Here is an 18,364-nt window from a genome sequence, read left to right on the forward strand (position 1 = left end):
CTCAGCTGTTGCGGGTGACTGTAAGCACCACGGCGGCGATGCGTTCGACCTGCTCGTAACCGGGTTCGCTCAGTTGTTCGCCAAACACATCCGGGTCGATTTCCCGATACACCCAGGACCACGCCGGGCCCGCCAGGCGCAGGCGGACGGCGTCGAGCAAGGCGTCCCGGCCGTCGATGATCGCCACGCCGGTATACAACAGTAGCGAGCCGCCTGAACCCAGCCGCTCGCAGGCCTGTTCGACGATCCGCAGCGACAGCTGCGCGCCGAGCGAACCACCGCCATGCCGATAGGTACGTTCGCTGGCATCCAGCATGTACGGCGGGTTGGCAACGATAAGGTCGAACAGCCCGGTAATGCCGTCGAGGATATCACTCGGTTCCACGGACACATTGCTCAGGCCCGCCAGTGCCGCGTTGATCGCGGTGTAACGCAGCGCGAGCGGGTTGATGTCCACGGCGCTGACTTGGGCATGGGGCGCCGCCCGGGCAATCAGCAAGGCGCCGACACCAGTGCCGCAACCAATATCCACGGCATGCTCGACGCGCTTCGGAGTGCGTTGCAGATGATCATGGATGACCTGGGCGAAACGGTAACTGTCCGGGCCGAAAAATACCGCGTCGGCTTCCTGGGTGGGGTACGCGGAGTGCACCAGCAGCAGGTCGTCGATTGTGGACCAGCGCACGGTGCTGAGCAGCAACTCCCCGTGCGCCTTCAGCACCTGGGCACGCCGCATCTGATCCAGCTCATCGGCAGAAACCAATGACGAACGGAACGGACGGTTCCAGCCGAACACATCGCGTGCGGTGCTGGCCTGCTCGGCTTCCGGGCGCGCATTCACCCGAGCATGAGTTGCCGGGGTGACACTGGTGAAGCGGTAGCCGTCGGCACGCAGGCGCTTGCCCAATTGCAGCATGGCCTGGTCAGCCTGGATCTGTAGTGGATCGAGCAGCATCAGCGGGTTGCCTCCTGAATCAGGCCGGTAGCCTGCAGGTAGCGCCGGGTGGCCAGCAGTCCTTCCGGTGTCGCATGGCGGTTACCGGACAGCCTGTCGATCAAGGTCTCGATATCGGCGTCCGGGGCAGGAATCGTAAGCGCATCATCCAATTGCACATGCACCTCCCAGCTGCCAGGCAGCACGCGGCGACCCCGGGCTTGCCAGCCTGCCGCGATCCAGTCGTGCCACAGTTGTTTTTCATAGGCGGTGAACACGCCATACATCGGTGCCGAGGGGCCGTCGATGAGCGCCCACCAGCGGCTGTTGGCAGGCTCCTCACCGCGGCGGATCCAGCCCTGCGCCTGCAGGGCCAGCAAAAACGCGGGCATGGCACCGGGCTCGGCCAGCCATTGGTTGACGGTGCGCTTTTGCACGCGGCAATGGTCGGCGTGCATGAATTGGCCAAAGGAGCGCTTGTGCTCCAGTGCCGACAGCAGTTCGGTTTCAAGATCGAAGCTGCTGATCAGGCTGGGTGTATCAAGCCCCAGGCCATTCAAGCGGTACCCACTGCGCACCCGCTGGTAGAACTGGCCAGCGTCGTCGACCGGGCAGAGTTGGCGTAGCGCCTGGATGGACAGATGCGCATGCCCGCTGGCCGCGTTGTCGATGGTCACGTGAAGCTGAAAGTAATGACCATCGATGCCCAGCTCCGCCAGTTCGTAGGTGGTGATCAACAGATGCAGCGGCGGTTGTTCGTAGCCCAGGTTGTAGCCGATCACCTCGGCAAGAAAATCATCGCCGTAGCGCCCCAGTGCCAGCTGCAAGGCGCCTTGCAGGTAACGCTGGTCGTCCAGCTCAGGCAGCACCAGGCAACCCAGCCGGCTCAACAGCCGTTGGTAGATCAGCACGTGGTTGCAACGCGGATCGCCGCCGCCCAGCTCTTCCATGTAGGTGCGGATAAGCCCGTGATAGCGGGGATCGCCCCAATGTCGCAAGGTGCTGTGCAGCCATGCCCCGTCCACTGCCTTGGTGGGCGCCACCTGTTGCAGGAACCACAGCGCCTGGGCGCGGTTGGCAAAATAGCGCCTTGGTGCACCTTGGCGGCGTTGCTCAAGGTAATACGCATAGGCTTCAGCCACCTAGCTGGCATGGCGAGCGCTCCAGGCGTCCAGTTGAGCAGGATCGGCAGGCAGGTCATCCGGCAAATGTTGCGCACGTGACAACTGTTCGCTGAGCCACGCGGCGCTCGTGGTGTCGGGGCCTTCGAGCAACGTCTTGTAACGCTCGGTCAGGCCTGGCCCATTTGCCGAAGCCGGTACCACCGCGTCGGTCTTGCGGGTCATTGCCGTCATGCGGTAGTCCTTGTCCACGTTTTATTGGCTGGGTTTCTGACCGGGCATCGGTTCAGGGTCTGGAGCAGGTTGCGGAGCAGGTTTGTCGCCGGGTTGCTGCATCTGCAGCGAGGGTTTGCTTTGGTCGGCATCCTTTGCCGGGTGGTCGTTATCCCGGTCGAAACAGCCAGCCAGCAAGCCAAGGGTGCCCACCAGGGCTATCAGAGGGATCAATCGCATGGGGTTCTCCTTCTGTGCAAGATCGCAGCGCCCGGTCGCCCGGGCACTGCGTAGCCTCATTTACGAACGACCGCCCTTGCGGCCCGATTCGCTGGTACGGTCGCCACCGGATTGCTGGCCGCCCTTGCGCCCAGCTTCGGAGGCTTTTTCGCGGTCATTGGCAAAGTTGCCCGGGTTCTTGTTGCCACCTTGGCTGCCCTGCTGGTTGCCGGTGCGGCTGTTCTCTTTGTTGGCCATGGTCTTAAACCTCGTATGACTTCGGAATGCACGGCATTACCTGCCGTACACCTGTTGGGAGTTCGGTCATTCCGGCGGATTCGGTTTAATGCGAAGCGTTCGGACCAGCGGCATTAAATAAGCGGCACCAGCATATTTGGCGCGCCTGTCAGTCGCGCGGCGTGCTATCCAGGCGCGCCTGGCGCCGTCCCAGCCAACCTCCGGTCGTCGCCCAACCCAAGGCAAGCAGCGTACCGATCAGCATCGCCAGTTGCGGATGCTCACCCATCACGTCCAGCGCCCGTTTGAGCCAGCCACTCAAGGCGTCGCCGCCACGATAGACCACGGTGTCGATGAAGTTCTTGGCCTTGTACTTGTCCTCGGCGGGCAGCACGGTGAACAGCATCTCCCGCCCCGGCCGCACCAACGCGTACTCACCGGCCCGGCGCACCACCATCACCACCGCGAAAACGGCGAACACCGGGGCCAGTGCCAGCCACAGGAAGCCCGCTGCCATCACCAGCGGCACCGCCACCAGCAGCACGCCCACCCCCATACGGCGAGCCAGGCGACCGGTAAGGAACACTTGAGTGAGGATCGCCAGGGCCTGAACCACCGTGTCGATCAGGCCGAACACCTGGGTTTGTCGGGTACGCTCGGTGAAGGTTTCGCTGACGATGCGCGCCTGTTCGAAATACAGGAAGGTGCTGACACTGGCGAGCAATACCACGAACAGCGCAATGCCCAGCAGGTAGGGCGAGCGCAGTACGGCAGTGGCACCGGCAAACGGGTTGCCGCCCAGTGGTCGGGAGTCCGGCCGCTCGGCTTGTACCGGCAGTGGATGGCGCGTTCGCCAGCGTTGCAGGAACAACGTCGCGCCGATGCTGCCCAGCAGAAGCGCCCCGGCCAGCACCAGCAAACCGGCATGGCCCAGCGGTACCACCAGCAGCGTACCCAGGATGGGACCACTGAGCCCGCCCAGGCTGGCCCCGGCCGCCAGCAGGCCGAACAGGCGCTTGCCCTGGGCGGTGGAAAACAGGTCGGCGAGTACGCTCCAGGCCAGCGAGATGCTCAGCAGATTGAACACCGACAACCAGATGTAGAAGGCTCGGGCCGTCCATGACGCTTCCGGGTCGCGGGCGAACAGCACGGCAAAAAGCAACAGGTTGCTGGCGAAGAAGCCGTAGGTCCAGGGCAGGATGTGCCGGCGCTGCACCTTGGAGGCCAGCCAGCCAAACAACGGCAGACACGCCAGGGTGGCGATGAAGGTGCCGGTAAACAGCCATTGCAGGTTGTCCACGCCACCGGCAACGCCCATGGTTTCACGCACCGGGCGCAGCATGAAATAGCCAGTGAACAACTGGTAGAACAGCAGCACACCGGCGATCACCGCCGGCCCCTCGCCGGGCTGGATGTTCAGCCCCTGGTCCAGGCGCCGCCGCCAGGCTGCCATGGTGTCAGGCAAACAGCTCGATCAGCGCCTGTTGCTGAGGCTGGGTCAGCAACGGCCCGTGTCCGGCCTTGAGCTGGTCAAGTTGGCGCTCGGGCCGGCTGGTCGCAGGGATGACCGTGGTCACCGCCGGGTGGCTGATGGCGAATTTGAGAAACAACTGTGCCCAGCTGCCGATACCCGCCTCTGCGGCCCAGCCGGGCAAGGCCTGGTCCTTGACCCGGGCAAACAGGCGGCCGTCGTCGAAAGCCCGGTTGATCAGCACGCCAACGCCCTTGTCCTGGCACAGGGGCAGCAGTTCGCGGGCGGCGCCGGGGGCATTGACCGAGTAATTGATCTGGATGAAATCCAGCGGTTCGCTGCGCACGATGCGGGCGACCTCGTCCTGGCCACTGTTCAGGTAATGGGTGATGCCGACATAGCGGACTTTGCCCTGCTGCTTCAATTCGCGGGCATAGGGCAGCTGGGTCTGCCAGTCGCGCAGGTTGTGGATTTGCAGCAAGTCGACCTTGTCGGTGCGCAGGCTCTTGAGGCTACCGGCCCATTGCGCTTCGGCGTCTGCCCGGCTGTCGGCGGCGATCTTGGTGGCGATGAAGCACTGCCGGTGCCAACCGCCCTCTTCCAGTAGCTGGCCGAGAATGCTGTCGGCGCCGCCGTAGTTGGGCGAGGTGTCGATGACCCGGGCACCGCCTTCGAAGAACGCCTTCAGTACGACTTTCAGCTGCTGGTACTGGGCCGAGCCGGCTTCCACTTCGAAACTGCCGGAGGTACCGGCACCGATCACCGGCAGCGCTTCACCGGTGGACGGCACCTTGCGGGTCAGCAAACCTGCCGGGGCGGCGGCGTGCAACCACGGGCTGGCGGCCAGCAAGCCCAGGGTTGCACCCGCGCGTAGGACATCGCGACGTGCGTACATGGAAAGCTCCGTCATGGCGCGGAAACTTTCAAGGCTAGCCGCTGTACCCCGCTGCAGCCGGTGTTTCTGTATCTGGATGTGTAGCGATCAGGCCTGCATCAGCAGGCTCAGGTCGACACCCGCCTCGCTCATGGGTGGGCACCAGTAGTAACCACCGGTCAGTGGCCGGCTGAAGCGGTACAGGCCGTCGATGATGCCGTCCTCCAGGCCGCTCATGCGCCGCAGCTGCACTTCGAATGCCTCGAAGCTGTGGCCCAGGGCCACGAAGGCCAGGCCAGCGCCACGTTGGTCAGCCCAGGCCACCGAACGACGGACGATGAACGCTTCTGGCTCGAAGCTTTCCTGGGCCGTGCGCTTGACATGGGCCGACTCGGGGGCGTCGTCGAGCTCTTCGTTGTCGCTCAGGCGGCGGCCGATGATGTTGTCCTGGTCGGCCTGGGGCAGCGACTTGAAGTACTCCAGGTCGTGCTTCCACAGCTGGAACGCGGCAAAGCTGGAGCCGTCGGCGGCAATGGCCGCCTGCACGGCCTCTTCGTCCACCGGGTTTTCGGTGCCGTCTTCATAACCGGTCAGGTCATGGCCGCCACGGTGCAGGAAGCCGTCGACGCTGTCGGCCAGGCGCAGGGCTGGTGCCAACGCCAGCTCCAGGGCCTGGGCACGCAGCAGCAGGTCGCCGCGCTCGTTACCGCGCAGCCACAGCCACAGGGCGTGTTGGGTGCTGGGGTTCTCCACGGCGGCATCCAGCTGCGGGAAGGCGCGCAAGCCAGGTACTTCACGGCCCAGGGCCCTGGCCAGCGGGGCGCCGACACCCAGGATCAGCTGTTCGCCATCAACCTGCGACAGCAGGGCATCCAGGGCGGCAGGCAGGGCCTCGGGCGACTGCAGGGTGAAGAACAGGTGACGGGCGTGAGCCGGCACCGGGGTGGCAAGCAGACCTTGCTGGAAAGGCATGACAGGCTAATCCTCGGCTAAAACAGGAATGCTACTGCGCCCGCAAGCCTACTGCAACGCGGCATGCAGCCTCACTGGCCGCAGCGCTTGGTAACAACCGGTTACCAAGCGCTGGCGCTTTGCAATTAGCTATCAATCAGGGCCGGCCTACACTCTTCGGGATCCTTCGCCCGAGAGACCGCCCATGACTGCCTCACCTTTGCTCACCGCGTTTCTGCCGCTGGCCCTGGGTATCATCATGCTCGGCCTCGGGTTATCGCTGACCTTGGCCGACTTCGCCCGCGTGGTGAAGTACCCCAAGCCGGTAGTGGTAGGCCTGGTTTGCCAGATCCTGCTACTGCCGCTGGTGTGCTTCCTGATTGCCAACGGGTTTGGCCTGGAGTCGGCCCTGGCGGTGGGGCTGATGCTGCTGGCCGCCTCGCCTGGCGGCACCACGGCCAACCTGTTCAGCCACCTGGCCCATGGCGATGTGGCATTGAATATCACCCTGACGGCGGTCAACTCGTTGATCGCGATCCTGACCATGCCGCTGCTGGTGAACCTGTCGCTGAGCTGGTTCATGGCATCGGACCAGGCCATCCCGCTGCAGTTTGCCAAGGTGATGCAGGTGTTCGCCATCGTCCTGCTGCCGGTGGCGCTGGGCATGCTGATTCGCCGCTTCGCCCCCGCTTTCGCCGCACGCATGGAGAAGCCGATGAAGCTGGTGGCCGCGTTGTTCCTGGCGTTCACCATCGTCCTGGCCCTGGCCAAGGACTGGCAGACCGTGGTTGCGTACGCGCCGGTGGTGGGCCTGGCCGCGCTGCTGTTCAACCTGCTGAGCCTGGGCGTGGGCTACTGGGTGCCGCGCCTGCTGAGCATCCCCAAGCGCCAGGCGATTGCCATCGGCATGGAGATCGGCATTCACAACGGGACCTTGGCGATTGCCCTGGCGTTGAGCCCTTCACTGCTGAACAACGCCACCATGGCGGTGCCGGCGGCGCTGTACAGCCTGATCATGTTCTTCACGGCGGCGGGGTTTGGCTGGTGGGTGAGCCGCGGGCATGTGGCGGTGCAAGCCAAGGGTGAAACAGTGAACTGAGGCGAGTTCCCTGTGGGAGCCCCTGTCACAACTGGCTGCGCTTACGCCGCAACTGCTGCTTCAGTACCTTCAACGGCGGTGCATAGAAGAACCCGAACGACACACTCCCCGTGCGCCCCTTCACCGCATGATGCAACCGGTGCGCGCGATGCAAACGCTTGAGGTAGCGGTTGACCGGCCGTGGCTTGCGCGGCCAGTGCCGGTGAAAGAACCCGTCGTGGGCCACGACATACAGCACGCCGTACCCCGCCACCCCGCCGCCCACCCACTGCAAGGGCGCATGACCACCTTTGCCCAGGGCTACCAGCACCGTGGCGATCAGCCCCAGGGCCACCAGGTACAGGTCATTGGTTTCGAGCATGCCCAGTTGCGGCTCATGGTGCGAGCGGTGCAGCCACCAGCCCCAGCCATGCATGATGTACTTGTGAGCCAGCGTGCCAACGCCCTCCATGGCCACAAGGGTGCCGAACAGCACGGCGAGATTGAACAGCATGGAAGGGTCCGGGTGATGGCAAGTGAAGGCGCAAGGGTACCGATTGCCCGTGTTTTTTTCCATGCAGGCGTGACCGGTAGCAAGTCCGGTGCGGATGAAGCCCGTTGTCATGTTTTCACCCTTGACCTGGCCTGCCACGGGGCGTAAGGTCCGCGACGCAATTTTGCATCCCTGAACAGGAGACCTGCATTGGACAGTAGCCCCAGTCGCATGCGACAGGCCCACTTGGCGCGCTAGTCCGGCAGTGTCCTGCACTGTCTGGCCGGCCTGGCAAGACGGTGGTTTCTTGTAACCCCCTCTTCTTCCTTCCCCTTCGTGGTCCTGCGCATTTTCTGGTTTTTCAACCGCGCCAGTTGATGGCGTTCATGCGGGCGTGTGCCCGTGGAAGAGGTTTGCTATGGATTGGAAAGTATTTCTGCTGCGTGTCAGCATCGCCCTGCTGCTGGGGGCGCTGATTGGCGCCGAACGTCAACTGCGCCAGCGCCTGACCGGGCTGCGCACCAATGCACTGGTCAGCACCGGTGCCTGCCTGTTCGTGCTGATGACCCAGGCAGTGCCGGGCATGGCACCCACCGATGCGTCGCGCATCGCCGCGTATGTGGTGTCGGGCATCGGCTTTCTTGGTGGCGGTGTGATCATGCGCGACGGGTTCAACGTACGTGGCCTGAACACCGCCGCCACGCTGTGGTGCACGGCTGCGGTGGGCGTGCTGTGCAGCCTCGGGCTGCTGCTGGAGGCGACGCTGGGTAGCCTGGTGGTGCTGTGCGCCAATATCCTGCTGCGCGACATTGCCCAGCGCCTGGACCGCCAGGAAGTGGTGCCGGCCAGCGAGGCGGAGCAGCACTTCGAAGTGCGCATCGTCTGCCGCGCCGAGGACGAGATCCAGGTTCGCAGCCTGATGTTGCACAGCCTGGGCGACCCGCAACTGCGCCTGCAATCACTGCACAGCGAAGATTTGGCCAACCCTGCACGCCTGGAAGTGCGCGCCGAACTGCTGGGCACCGCGCAGGCACCAGCGCAACTGGAGCGGTTGGTCAGCCGGGTCAGCCTGGAGAAAGGTGTAAGCTCGGTGCGCTGGCAATTGCAGCCACAAGTGCTGGCGGCAGATTAGGATGGACAACTAGAAAAGGACTGGCTCATGCGCATCCGCCCTACCCTTGAGCGCGACATTCAATGGCTCCCGGACGTCGAACGTTCGGCGGCCCAGGCCTTTGCCGCCTGGCCGGCGCTGGCATGGCTGGCGCAGGGTGATGTGATGAGCCGTGAGACACACCGGGCATTCGTCGACGCAGGCGGTAGCTGGGTGGCTGAGGATCTGGAGGGGCGCATTCTGGGGTTTGCCTGTGCCCGGCTTGAGGATCACGCGCTGCATCTTCATGAAATTTCGGTGCGCCGGGAGGCCCAGGGGCAAGGTGTCGGGCGCAGGCTGCTGCTGCAGGTGGTCGATACGGCACGACAGATGGGGGGGCGGGAGCTGACCTTGACCACCTTTGCCGAGGTGCCGTGGAATGCGCCGTTCTATGCGCGGCTCGGGTTCGAGGTGGTTGATGAGGGGCTGCTGGATGCGCGGCTGCGGGGCATTCTGGCCAAGGAGCTTGCCCATGGGCTCACGGGGCGCTGTGCAATGCGCCTTTATGTAGGGCCTTGAGCGCTTGGGCGCCGGCAAGCCAGCGCCCACCTCGATAGCGTTGAGCTCAAGCCATGCGCAAACCCTGTGGGAGCGGCTTTAGCCGCGAAGAATCCAACGCGGTGCATGGCACCGGCTGCGCCGGTGTTCGCGGCTAAAGCCGCTCCCACAGGGCCCCTGCTAATTCAATGAGTTATGTGCAGTTCCATGAGAGCCGGCTTGCCGGTGCAGGCAATTGAAGGAATCATTCTTCCCCTCCCACTACCACACGCCCCGCCACACAATACCCATCCCGCCCCTGGCGCTTGGCCTGGTACAGCGCCGCATCCGCCGCCACCATCAGGTTCTCGGGCGTCACCCCCTCCCGTGCCAGGTCACCCACGGCAATCCCCGCACTGAACGATACCCGTCCCAGTGGGCTGCCTGCATGCTCCAGCAGATGCCGACGCAACAGCTGTTGCACTTCCTGCACCAGCAGCTCCGCCCCGCGTGCATCGGTATCGGGCAGCAGCAGTGTGAACTCCTCGCCCCCATAGCGCACAGCCAGGTCGGCCGGCCGCTTCAGCGCCTGTTGCAGCAACTCGGCAAAGCGCCGCAGGCACTGGTCGCCCGCTGGGTGCCCGTAACGGTCGTTGTAGGCCTTGAAGTAATCCAGGTCGAGCATCACCAGCGCCAGTGGATAGCCCTGGCGCCTTGCCCGGCGCAGCTCCGGCTCGAACACCGCATCCAGCCGCCGGCGGTTACCCAGCCCGGTCAGGCTGTCGGTCAGTGCCAGGGCCTTCAGGGTCTGGTGTGCCTGGTGCAGGGCCCGCTCGATGACAATACGCTCGCGCAACTGGCGCAGCACCACACCACCAAAGGCCGCCAGCCCCACCAGTAACAGCAGCAGTACCGACACCGACTTGATTGCGTCTTGCCGCCAGGGCGCGACGATCGACTCCCGCGACAAGCCCGCCTCCACCACCAACGGGTAGCTGGACAGCGCGCGAAAGCCATACAGCCTTGGCGTGCCGTCGACCACGGCGACCGCCTCGGCCACCCCTTCCGTTGCATACGGCAAGTGGTTGCGGAAGATCTCGCTGTTGCTCAGGCTACGGCCCACTACCTGCTCGACGAACGGCCGCCTGACCAGGATGGTGCCGTCGCGCTTGGCCAGTACCAGCGCGCCACGTTCGTCGATCTTGAAGTCGCCGTAGTAACGCACGAACCACTCCACCTTGATGGTGCCCAGCAACACCCCGGCGAAGCTGCCATCGGCATATTCCAGGCGCCGTGAAATGGGGATGATCAGGTCGCCAGTCGAGCGGCTGCGCACCACGGAGCCGATGTGTACTCCACGGTCGGGATGGTCGCGGTGGTAAATGAAGTAGTCGCGGTCGGCATTGTTGGCATTGGGCGGGACTACCGCCTGGTCGGTAACGATCCAGCTGCCATCGGGGCCATACACGAACAGTCCGTGCAACTGCGGCATGATGCGCTTCTGCTGGACCAGCAAGGTATGCAGGCGCGGCCGGTCGATGTGCTCGAAGCCGTCGCCTTCCAGGCGTTCGGCCAGCGCCGCGGTGATGACGTCGACCTGGCGGATGGCGTCTTCGGCATGCTGCGCCGTGGCTCGGGCCAGGTTGGTAACCATGTTTTCGGCATTGGTGAAGGCGTGCCGGTAGTCGCGCCAGATACGCCAGCCTTCCACCAGGACAAAGGCCAGCATCACCACCAGCATGAACGCCAGTACCAGGCGGAACAGCGCCACGGCACGGCCCTCGCCGGTTATCGCAAAGAGGCCGTCTTCATCCTGCTTCCTGGCTGCACACATTGAAATCCCTAGGTATACCGCGTTTGCCGTCTTTCACTATAGTTGAGCGCCACCTGGGCGCTGCCGCCCAGGAAAAAGATTAAACCTTTGCCGCCCGTGCCCCCTCAACCGTACGCGACACTGAGGTCGCGTCAAGGTTTAAGGAGTGAAGCATGAGCAGTCTCTTCATCAAGCGCGTCGGTTTTTCCATGGTGTTGGGCCTGGCATCGGTACACGCACTGGCGGCTAGTTCCGATGACTTCGTTGAGGCGGCCACCGAGGCCGGCATTGCCGAGGTGGTCACTGGCAACCTGGCCCTGGAAAAAAGCCAGAATACAGCGATCAAGGCATTCGCCCAGCAAATGGTCACTGACCACACCCAGGCCAACCAGAAACTGGGGGACATCGCCCGCAAGCTGGACATTTCCGTGCCCGACGAGGCGGCAATGACCGACAAGGTCAAGAAAGTGATCCTGGAATGGCGAGAAGAGTCGTTCGACAAGTCCTACATCAACAACCAGGTCGATGCGCACGAAAAGGCGGTGGAGCTGTTCAAGAAGGAGGCGGCCTCGTCAGACAAGGCTGAGCTCAAGGCCTTTGCGAGCGAAACCCTGCCCAAGCTCGAACAGCATCTGGAGCATGCCAAGGCGCTTCAGGCCAAGCATGGCAAGTGAGGCCCTCCATGAGTAACGATGCATTGAAAACCGAAGTGCTGACTCGCCTCTTGCACGCCCACCCTCAGGGGCTGGGCAAGGAAGTGCTGGACAACTACCGTGGGGAAAAGGCGGTGGCCGGCATGCTCAAGACACTGCAGGAAGCCGGCTTGATCCAGGATGGCAGCGTGGCGGTAAGCAGCGACCACCAAATCAGCGTGAACTACCCCATCAAGCTATCGGCGGCAGGTGTGGAGGCAGCCAGACAAGCCGAAAACTGAGCGCGCTCGGTAACAGCGGCCTTGTATCGCGATCGGGCTGTGGAACAGCCCTACGATGTCGACATTGACGCAAAAAACCGCCGGGGCTGCCCGGCGGCCCGATCGCGACACTGCAAAGGCAGCGCTGGTCTGTGACTTACTGCGCCGCGTTAGCGGCAGACAACTGCGACCGACATTCACGCAGCTCCTCGTCTCGTGCCTTGAGCTGCTCCTCAAGCTGCCGTAACTGGCGAGCCTGTTCCGCGCACACGTCGCGCCTCGCTTCCAGGCTCTGTGCCTGCATATCCAGCTGCCGACGCATTTCCTCGCTGGCACCCTGCGCCTGGGCCAGGATCGTGCGCAAGCCCTGGATCTGCGCATCACGCTGTTCCAGCAATTCATCCTGCGCCCTGCAGGCGCTGGCGGCCTGACGATGCTCACCCAGCAAACGCTCGTTGTCGCGGTGCAGGCGGGTCAGCTCGTCCTGCTTGACGATCATGCCCTGCTGCAGTTGGCGTACTTCCACTTGCAACTGTTGCAACTGTGCTTCATGCCGGCGCTGTTCCTGCTCACGCTGTTCGCGGCTGGCGTTGCGGTAGTGCTCCAGTGCATCGCGGGCATGGCGATGCTTGTCTTCCAGTGATTTTACCTGCTCGTCCTTGTCGGCCAGGCGCACCTGCAGCTCGCCCAGCGACTGGTTGAGGCTGGCACTGCGCAACTGTTCGGCTTGCAGGGTGCTTTGGGTGGAAAGCAGTTTTTCCGATTCGGCGGCCAGTGCGGCCACATCGATCTGATGCTGCTGATGCGCCGCAGCCAGTGCCTGCTGGGCGATCGCCAGCTGCGCTTCCAGCTGCTCGCGCTGTTGAGTGAAGGTGCTTTCGGCCTGCTCGATCTTCAGGTCGGCCTCGTCCTGCAACTGGGTTGCCAGTTGCCCGACCATTCGGCTCAGCACGTCGCTCAGCGCAATGCCGCCCTCGGCGGCCACGGGCTGCTGGCCGGTCAACTCTTTCAGATAGCGGTGAATGGTGGTCTTGGAGCCGGTGTTGCCCAGCTCGATACGTATGGCATCGATGCTGGGGTTTTCGCCCCGGGCAATCAGCGCCTGACGCGCCTGCTGCACTACAACCTTGTTTATACCGCCCCGGGCCATGCTTGCTCCTACGATTTTGTACCGTATTATGTACCATGTAATTACATACCAATTATGAAGACAAGCAACCAACCCTGCAAACATTTCCTAAGATGGAATAATCACGGCTTATCGCATGTGAGATGGAAAATCGGGCTGTTTTCGAACCGGGCAACCGTACCGGCCCTGCCCGTAGCTGCCTTGTGTCAGTTGCGCTTTGCCGCCACCATGGGTGTCCAGCACCCGATCACCGACAGAAAATGACCCTGGAAAACTACAAGGCAATCGCCGACAGCATCGCACTGCTGCTGTACCCGCACGCAGAAGCCATCGTTCATGACCTGCGCAGCCAGACCGTCGTGCACATCGCCAACAATTTCTCCCAGCGCAAACTGGGCGATGACTCGGCGATCGATCACGAACTGGGGAACCTGCTCAACGGTGCCAACCTGGGGCCCTACGAGAAGCTCAACTGGAATGGCCAGAAAATCCGCTCCATCAGCACCGTGCTGCGCAACCAGGACGGTGAAGCCGAGTACCTGCTGTGCATCAATCTGAATGTGTCGGTACTGGAGCAGGCCCGCGCGGCGCTGGATGCGTTTTTCCAGATGAGCCGGCTGGTGCCGCAGCCGGATTCACTGTTCCGCAATGACTGGCAGGAACGCATCAATACCTTCCTGCATGCCTGGCTGCAGGAACGCAACCTGTCACTGCAAACGCTGCAGATAAAAGACAAGCGCAGCCTTGTGCAGGCATTGCATGCCGAGGGTGCGTTCGAAGGGCGCAGTGGCGCCGACTACATCGCCAGCGTGCTCAACATGGGTCGGGCCACGGTGTACAAATACCTGAAGGAGTTCCGGGCCTAAGCCCCCTTTACTTCACAGCGCTGGCGACCAGATGGGGGCGCCGACGGTTTCGCTCGCCCTATTGCCATGAATAGACCATTAGTCTACGGTGGACATATATTCCATGAATAGACAGGAGTGCAGCCATGCCAGCCGCCACAGGTTCCCCCACCGTTGTCGATGCCGATTACCTCGATGCGCTATACGAAGCGATCAAGGAAGCCCATGGGGCGCTGCGCCCGGCCGTCAGCATCACCCCGTTGACCTACAGCGCCCGGTTGTCGGCAATCAGCGGCTGCAACGTGCTGCTCAAGTGTGAACACCTGCAGCACACCGGCTCGTTCAAGTTTCGTGGGGCCAGCAACAAGATCCGTCTGTTGCCGGTCGATCAACACCAGCAGGGGGTGATTGCCGCCTCTTCCGGTAACCACGGGCAAGCGCTGGCGCTGGCGGGTAAGCGGGCTGGCGTACCCGTCACCGTTTACACCACCACTTCCGCCTCTGCGTACAAGGTGGAAGCCATGCGTGCACTGGGCGCCGAAGTGGTCTGCCTGCCCACCGACCCGCTGAGTACGGAACTGGAGGCGGCCAGGCAGGCCAAGGCCCAGGGCAAGCCGTTCGTGTCGCCCTACAACGACCCGCAAGTCATCGCGGGCCAAGGCACCATCGGCATCGAGCTGTTCGAGCAGGCGCCAGAGCTTGACGCCGTGTTCGTTGCCGTGGGCGGTGGCGGAATGATTGCCGGCATCGCTGCCGCCCTGCGGGTACTCAAACCTGGCACCGACATCATCGGTTGCTGGCCAGAAAATGATCCGGCTCTGCAGCAGTCGCTCAAGGCCGGCGAAATCATCGACGTGGACGCTACTGACACGCTGTCCGATGGCACGGCCGGCGGTGTCGAGCCCGGTAGCATCACCTTCCCGCTGTGCCAGGCGCTGCTGACCGATACCGTGCTGGTCAGCGAGGCCGAGATCAGGGCGGCCATGCGCGATATCGCCAGCAGTGAACGCTGGATCATCGAAGGTGCCGCCGGCGTTGCTGTCGCCGGCATGCAAAAGCTTGCCGAGCGCTACCGTGGCAAACGCGTCGCGGTCATCCTGTGTGGCCGCAACATCCTGCTGGACAAGTTCCTCGAGGCCGTCCAATGAAGGTCTTCAGCAAAGCGCAGATCATCGCCAGCCTGGACCGGGAAGCTGCGGTACGCTGCCTGGAGCAAGGTTTCATCGCCTACTCCGAGGGCAAGGCGCAGGTCCCGACAGTCCAGGGCTTTGCCTTCCCCGGGGCCAACGGTGACTGCTGCGTCAAATCGGCCTATATAGAGGGCAGCGCCACCTTCACGGTCAAACTCTCGACCGGCTTCTATGACAACCCGTCCAAGGGCTTGCCGAGCAATGATGGCTTGATGCTGGTGCTGTCTGCACACACCGGGCAGCCGCTGGCCCTGCTGCAGGACGAGGGCTGGCTGACCGGTATGCGCACAGCCCTGGCCGGGCGTATCGCTGCGCGCTTGCTGGCGCCGGCACAGGTCACCGCCATTGGCATCCTGGGTACCGGCATGCAGGCGCGGATGCAGCTTGAGCAGCTGGGTGCGGTGACCGACTGCCGCCGGGTCGTTGTCTGGGGTCGCCACGACAGCGGGCTGGTCGCCTATAGCGCTTTTGCCCGCGAGCTGGGTTACGAGGTGCGGACCACGCGTGACCCTGCAGAGGTCGCCGCGGCGGCAAACCTGATCGTCTGCACGACCCCGTCCCGCCAGCCGTTGTTGCGCAGCGAGTGGGTCCGGCCCGGCACGCACATCACCGCTGTCGGGGCCGATGCGCCAGGCAAGCAGGAGCTGGACCCGGCGCTGGTGGCCAGGGCAGATCGCATCATCGTCGACTCGATGGCCCAGTGCAGCCAGTACGGCGAGGTTGCCCACGCCTTGAACAGCGGCCGGATCGACGCCAGCCAGTTGATCGAACTGGGTACGCTGCTGGCTGGCCGCGCCAAAGGGCGTGAGCATGATCGCCAGATCACCCTGGCGGACCTGACCGGTGTAGCCGTGCAGGATGCGCAGATCTCAAGCTGCGCCCTGGCTGCGATGGCCGCCTGAGACCACGCCGGCGTCAGACAAAGCGCTGGACCTGCGCCGGCGTCCGCTGCATCAGCACCTTACCGTTGCGTACCGACACCAGCGCATGCCCCTGGCTGCGCACCATCTCGTAATCGTCCGGCGCCGACAGCAGCAACAGGTTCGCCGGCCGCCCCACCTCGATGCCGTAGCGCTCGCCCAGGTTCAGGGTGCGGGCGCTGTTGTCGGTGATCAGGTCCAGGCAGCGCTGCAGGTCTTCGTAACCAAGCATATGGCAGATGTGCAGGCCGGCCTCGAGAATACGCAGGATGTTGCCGTTGCCCAGCGGGTACCAAGGGTCGACGATGGAATCCTGGCCAAAGCATACGTTCATCCCGGCGCGGTCGAGTTCGGCCACGCGGGTGACACCGCGGCGTTTCGGAAAGTTGTCGAAACGCCCTTGCAGGTGAATGCTCTCGGTCGGGCAGGAGACGAAGTTGATACCCGACTGCTTGAGCAAGCGAAACAGCTTGTAGCAGTAGGCATTGTCGTACGAGCCCATGGCCACGGTATGGCTGGCTGTGACCCGAGCCCCCATGTCGCGCACCCGGGCCTCTTCGGCCAGCACTTCGAGGAAGCGTGACTGCGGGTCGTCGGTCTCGTCGCAATGCACATCCACCAGGCAGCCGGTGCGCTCGGCCAGGTCCATCAGGAACTTCACCGACGACACGCCCTGGTCGCGGGTGTTTTCGAAATGCGGGATACCACCGACCACATCGGCGCCAATGGCCACCGCTTCGCTCATCAGCGCCCGGCCGTTGGGGTACGACTCGATACCCTCCTGGGGGAAGGCGACGATCTGCAGATCAAGCAGGTCGCGCACTTCGTCACGCACTTCAACCATGGCCTTGAGCGCGGTCAGGGTGGGGTCGGTGACATCGACATGGGTGCGCACATGCTGGATGCCATGGTCCACCAACATGCCGATGGTCTTTTTCGCGCGGCGCTTGATGTCGTCGTGGGTGGTGATTGCCTTGCGCTCGGCCCAGCGCTCGATGCCTTCGAACAGGGTGCCGCTCATGTTCCACTGCGGCTCGCCAGCAGTCAGCGTGGCGTCCAGATGAATGTGCGGTTCGATAAAGGGTGCCACCACCAGGTTCTGGCCGGCATCCAGGTCATCGGCAGCGCGCGGCGCCACCCCGTCGGCCTGGGGCTTGATGGCGGCTATGCGTTCGTCGCTCAGTTCGATGCGGAACAGGCCAGGCTTGCCGCGCAGGCGTGCGTTGATGATGTTCATGAGGCTTCTCCCTGGGCTTGGCTGATGGCCCTACCAGCATAGTGGCGCAAGCCCTGTGGTATTTGCTACTGGCCCTATCGCCGGTGCAGGCAGCAAATCAGGCTCCGTCCAAGCCCATCTGCCAGAAGTCCGCCTCCAGGCTGGACGCCTGGCCGAAAATCCCCACCAGTTCGGCAAACCGTTGCTCGGTCATGCTCCGTGCTGCCAGCTCGTCCAGATGCTTGCGCGCCGCGGTGGCGACACCCTGGTAGCCCTCGCCGGCATACTCTGCGATCCATTCACGGTACGGGTGACTGCTCAAATCGCCAATGCGCTCGGACAGCGTTCGGCCGATCTCGGCATAGCCGATCACGCAGGGTGCCAACGCCACATGCAGCTCCAGCAGGTCACCCGCAGCGCCGCAGTCCAGCACGTAGCGGGTATAGGCAACCGTGGCCTGGTGTTCTGGCGCCGCCTCGATATCGGCCTGGGTCAGGCCCCAGCGTGCACATAGGCGCAAGTGCAGCTCGGTTTCGTCCAGAATCGCCGCCAGCCCGGCCTGCGCAGCGCGGATGTCGGCCGGGCGACGGCTCTTGTAGGCAGCCAGCGCCCAGGCGCGGGCGAACTGGATGAGAAACAGGTAATCCTGTACCAGGTAGGTGCGGAAGGCGGCATCGCTCAGCGTACCCTCGCCCATCTGGCGCACGAAGTCGTGGTCGACATAACTGTTCCACTGCGGCGTGGCAGCGGCCTTGAGGCGATCGAAGATATCCATGCCCAGTTGTCCTCCGGGTAGACGGCGTTGAAGAAAGCCCGCTCCAGCGCCACGGTGCGCTGGCAGAAGTCACCGGCCAGCACGGCTTCCTGTGGGCCGACGCGGTCGAGTTCGGCTTGCAGGAAGGCAACGAAGTCCTGGTATGTCGGCCGGTTCACTGCCTTGGCATGGACGAGCCTCACAGCAAGGCCGGCAAAAGACAGGTTACAAGGCACATCCCTTCGCCGGCCTGATCCGGATCAGGTTCGTGGGGGCACCGCGCTGCAGCGTCCAGCGGTTCATCAGCCCATTGCCGGGCGCCCCTTGGTGGCGCTCAGGTATACCCCAGGGCGCCGGTGCTGTCAC

The 18,364-nt window shown here is 63.6% G+C and carries 19 protein-coding genes and 2 pseudogenes; 8 read left to right on the plus strand and 13 right to left on the minus strand.

Annotated features, from left to right (window positions below):
• Position 1: 1 nt before the first annotated feature.
• From MKK04_RS13525 to MKK04_RS13555, 7 genes and pseudogenes are all read right to left on the minus strand, one after another.
• Positions 2-955, minus strand: a complete 954-nt coding sequence (locus MKK04_RS13525; protein ID WP_241105563.1) for a methyltransferase — start codon at positions 953-955, stop codon at positions 2-4.
• A pseudogene (locus tag MKK04_RS13530) lies at positions 955-2,289 on the minus strand (iron-containing redox enzyme family protein). Before MKK04_RS13530 ends, MKK04_RS13525 begins: the two are co-directional and overlap by 1 nt.
• 21 nt (positions 2,290-2,310) lie before the next feature.
• Entirely contained in the window at positions 2,311-2,508 is a 198-nt protein-coding gene (locus MKK04_RS13535) for a hypothetical protein (protein ID WP_063914623.1), read from the minus strand.
• A gap of 60 nt (positions 2,509-2,568) precedes the next feature.
• A complete protein-coding gene (locus tag MKK04_RS13540) occupies positions 2,569-2,745 on the minus strand; it encodes a general stress protein (RefSeq protein WP_063914622.1) in 177 nt (58 codons plus the stop codon).
• Between the two features lie 148 nt (positions 2,746-2,893).
• On the minus strand, positions 2,894-4,177 hold the full coding sequence (locus MKK04_RS13545) for an NTP/NDP exchange transporter (protein ID WP_241106807.1): 1,284 nt from the start codon (positions 4,175-4,177) through the stop codon (positions 2,894-2,896).
• A gap of 4 nt (positions 4,178-4,181) precedes the next feature.
• Positions 4,182-5,090 carry an aldo/keto reductase gene (locus MKK04_RS13550; protein ID WP_207831955.1) on the minus strand — a complete coding sequence of 303 codons (909 nt, stop codon included), beginning with the start codon at positions 5,088-5,090 and terminating at the stop codon, positions 4,182-4,184.
• An 87-nt stretch (positions 5,091-5,177) separates the two neighbouring features.
• A complete protein-coding gene (locus MKK04_RS13555; RefSeq protein WP_207831953.1) occupies positions 5,178-6,041 on the minus strand; it encodes a Dyp-type peroxidase in 864 nt (287 codons plus the stop codon).
• A gap of 184 nt (positions 6,042-6,225) precedes the next feature.
• Between MKK04_RS13555 and MKK04_RS13560 the strand changes: the two genes are divergently transcribed.
• A complete protein-coding gene (locus MKK04_RS13560) occupies positions 6,226-7,119 on the plus strand; it encodes a bile acid:sodium symporter family protein (RefSeq protein WP_233687799.1) in 894 nt (297 codons plus the stop codon).
• Positions 7,120-7,144: 25 nt separating this feature from the next.
• Here MKK04_RS13560 and MKK04_RS13565 read toward each other — a convergent pair whose 3' ends face one another.
• Entirely contained in the window at positions 7,145-7,612 is a 468-nt protein-coding gene (locus MKK04_RS13565; protein WP_063914617.1) for a sterol desaturase family protein, read from the minus strand.
• A gap of 397 nt (positions 7,613-8,009) precedes the next feature.
• Between MKK04_RS13565 and MKK04_RS13570 the strand changes: the two genes are divergently transcribed.
• Both MKK04_RS13570 and MKK04_RS13575 read left to right on the plus strand, forming a co-directional pair.
• Positions 8,010-8,723 carry an MgtC/SapB family protein gene (locus MKK04_RS13570; protein ID WP_207831947.1) on the plus strand — a complete coding sequence of 238 codons (714 nt, stop codon included), beginning with the start codon at positions 8,010-8,012 and terminating at the stop codon, positions 8,721-8,723.
• Positions 8,724-8,750: 27 nt separating this feature from the next.
• Positions 8,751-9,260 carry a GNAT family N-acetyltransferase gene (locus MKK04_RS13575; RefSeq protein ID WP_241105564.1) on the plus strand — a complete coding sequence of 170 codons (510 nt, stop codon included), beginning with the start codon at positions 8,751-8,753 and terminating at the stop codon, positions 9,258-9,260.
• A 223-nt stretch (positions 9,261-9,483) separates the two neighbouring features.
• Here the strand turns inward: MKK04_RS13575 and MKK04_RS13580 are convergent, their stop codons facing one another.
• Entirely contained in the window at positions 9,484-11,052 is a 1,569-nt protein-coding gene (locus MKK04_RS13580; RefSeq protein ID WP_241105565.1) for a sensor domain-containing diguanylate cyclase, read from the minus strand.
• A gap of 152 nt (positions 11,053-11,204) precedes the next feature.
• On the opposite strand from MKK04_RS13580, the gene MKK04_RS13585 reads away from it, so the two are divergent.
• A complete protein-coding gene (locus MKK04_RS13585; RefSeq protein WP_241105566.1) occupies positions 11,205-11,705 on the plus strand; it encodes a DUF4142 domain-containing protein in 501 nt (166 codons plus the stop codon).
• Between the two features lie 8 nt (positions 11,706-11,713).
• Positions 11,714-11,965 (plus strand): hypothetical protein, encoded by a 252-nt coding sequence (locus MKK04_RS13590; protein WP_233694581.1) that lies wholly within the window; start codon positions 11,714-11,716, stop codon positions 11,963-11,965.
• Between the two features lie 136 nt (positions 11,966-12,101).
• On the opposite strand, the gene MKK04_RS13595 is transcribed toward MKK04_RS13590, so the two are convergent.
• On the minus strand, positions 12,102-13,094 hold the full coding sequence (locus tag MKK04_RS13595; protein ID WP_233687796.1) for a DNA-binding protein: 993 nt from the start codon (positions 13,092-13,094) through the stop codon (positions 12,102-12,104).
• Between the two features lie 239 nt (positions 13,095-13,333).
• Here MKK04_RS13595 and MKK04_RS13600 point away from each other — a divergent pair, with 239 nt between their 5' ends.
• The 3 genes from MKK04_RS13600 to MKK04_RS13610 all read left to right on the plus strand — a co-directional run bounded on the left by MKK04_RS13600 (position 13,334) and on the right by MKK04_RS13610 (position 16,010).
• Positions 13,334-13,939 carry a helix-turn-helix transcriptional regulator gene (locus MKK04_RS13600; protein WP_233694583.1) on the plus strand — a complete coding sequence of 202 codons (606 nt, stop codon included), beginning with the start codon at positions 13,334-13,336 and terminating at the stop codon, positions 13,937-13,939.
• A gap of 125 nt (positions 13,940-14,064) precedes the next feature.
• Positions 14,065-15,066, plus strand: a complete 1,002-nt coding sequence (locus MKK04_RS13605) for a threonine/serine dehydratase (RefSeq protein ID WP_233694584.1) — start codon at positions 14,065-14,067, stop codon at positions 15,064-15,066.
• Positions 15,063-16,010: an ornithine cyclodeaminase family protein gene (locus MKK04_RS13610; RefSeq protein WP_241105567.1), complete on the plus strand. Its 948-nt coding sequence runs from the start codon at positions 15,063-15,065 to the stop codon at positions 16,008-16,010. Before MKK04_RS13605 ends, MKK04_RS13610 begins: the two co-directional genes overlap by 4 nt.
• A 13-nt stretch (positions 16,011-16,023) precedes the next feature.
• Here the strand turns inward: MKK04_RS13610 and codA are convergent, their stop codons facing one another.
• From codA to MKK04_RS13625, 3 genes and pseudogenes are all read right to left on the minus strand, one after another.
• On the minus strand, positions 16,024-17,265 hold the full coding sequence (codA, locus tag MKK04_RS13615; protein WP_241105568.1) for a cytosine deaminase: 1,242 nt from the start codon (positions 17,263-17,265) through the stop codon (positions 16,024-16,026).
• Positions 17,266-17,362: 97 nt separating this feature from the next.
• A complete protein-coding gene (tenA, locus tag MKK04_RS13620) occupies positions 17,363-18,025 on the minus strand; it encodes a thiaminase II (RefSeq protein ID WP_241106808.1) in 663 nt (220 codons plus the stop codon).
• 5 nt (positions 18,026-18,030) lie between these two features.
• Positions 18,031-18,162 (minus strand): annotated as a pseudogene (locus MKK04_RS13625) (TenA family protein); the annotation flags it as partial.
• Positions 18,163-18,364: the final 202 nt, after the last annotated feature.

Origin of the sequence: Pseudomonas sp. LS.1a (assembly GCF_022533585.1) — a bacterium.
Lineage (GTDB): Bacteria > Pseudomonadota > Gammaproteobacteria > Pseudomonadales > Pseudomonadaceae > Aquipseudomonas.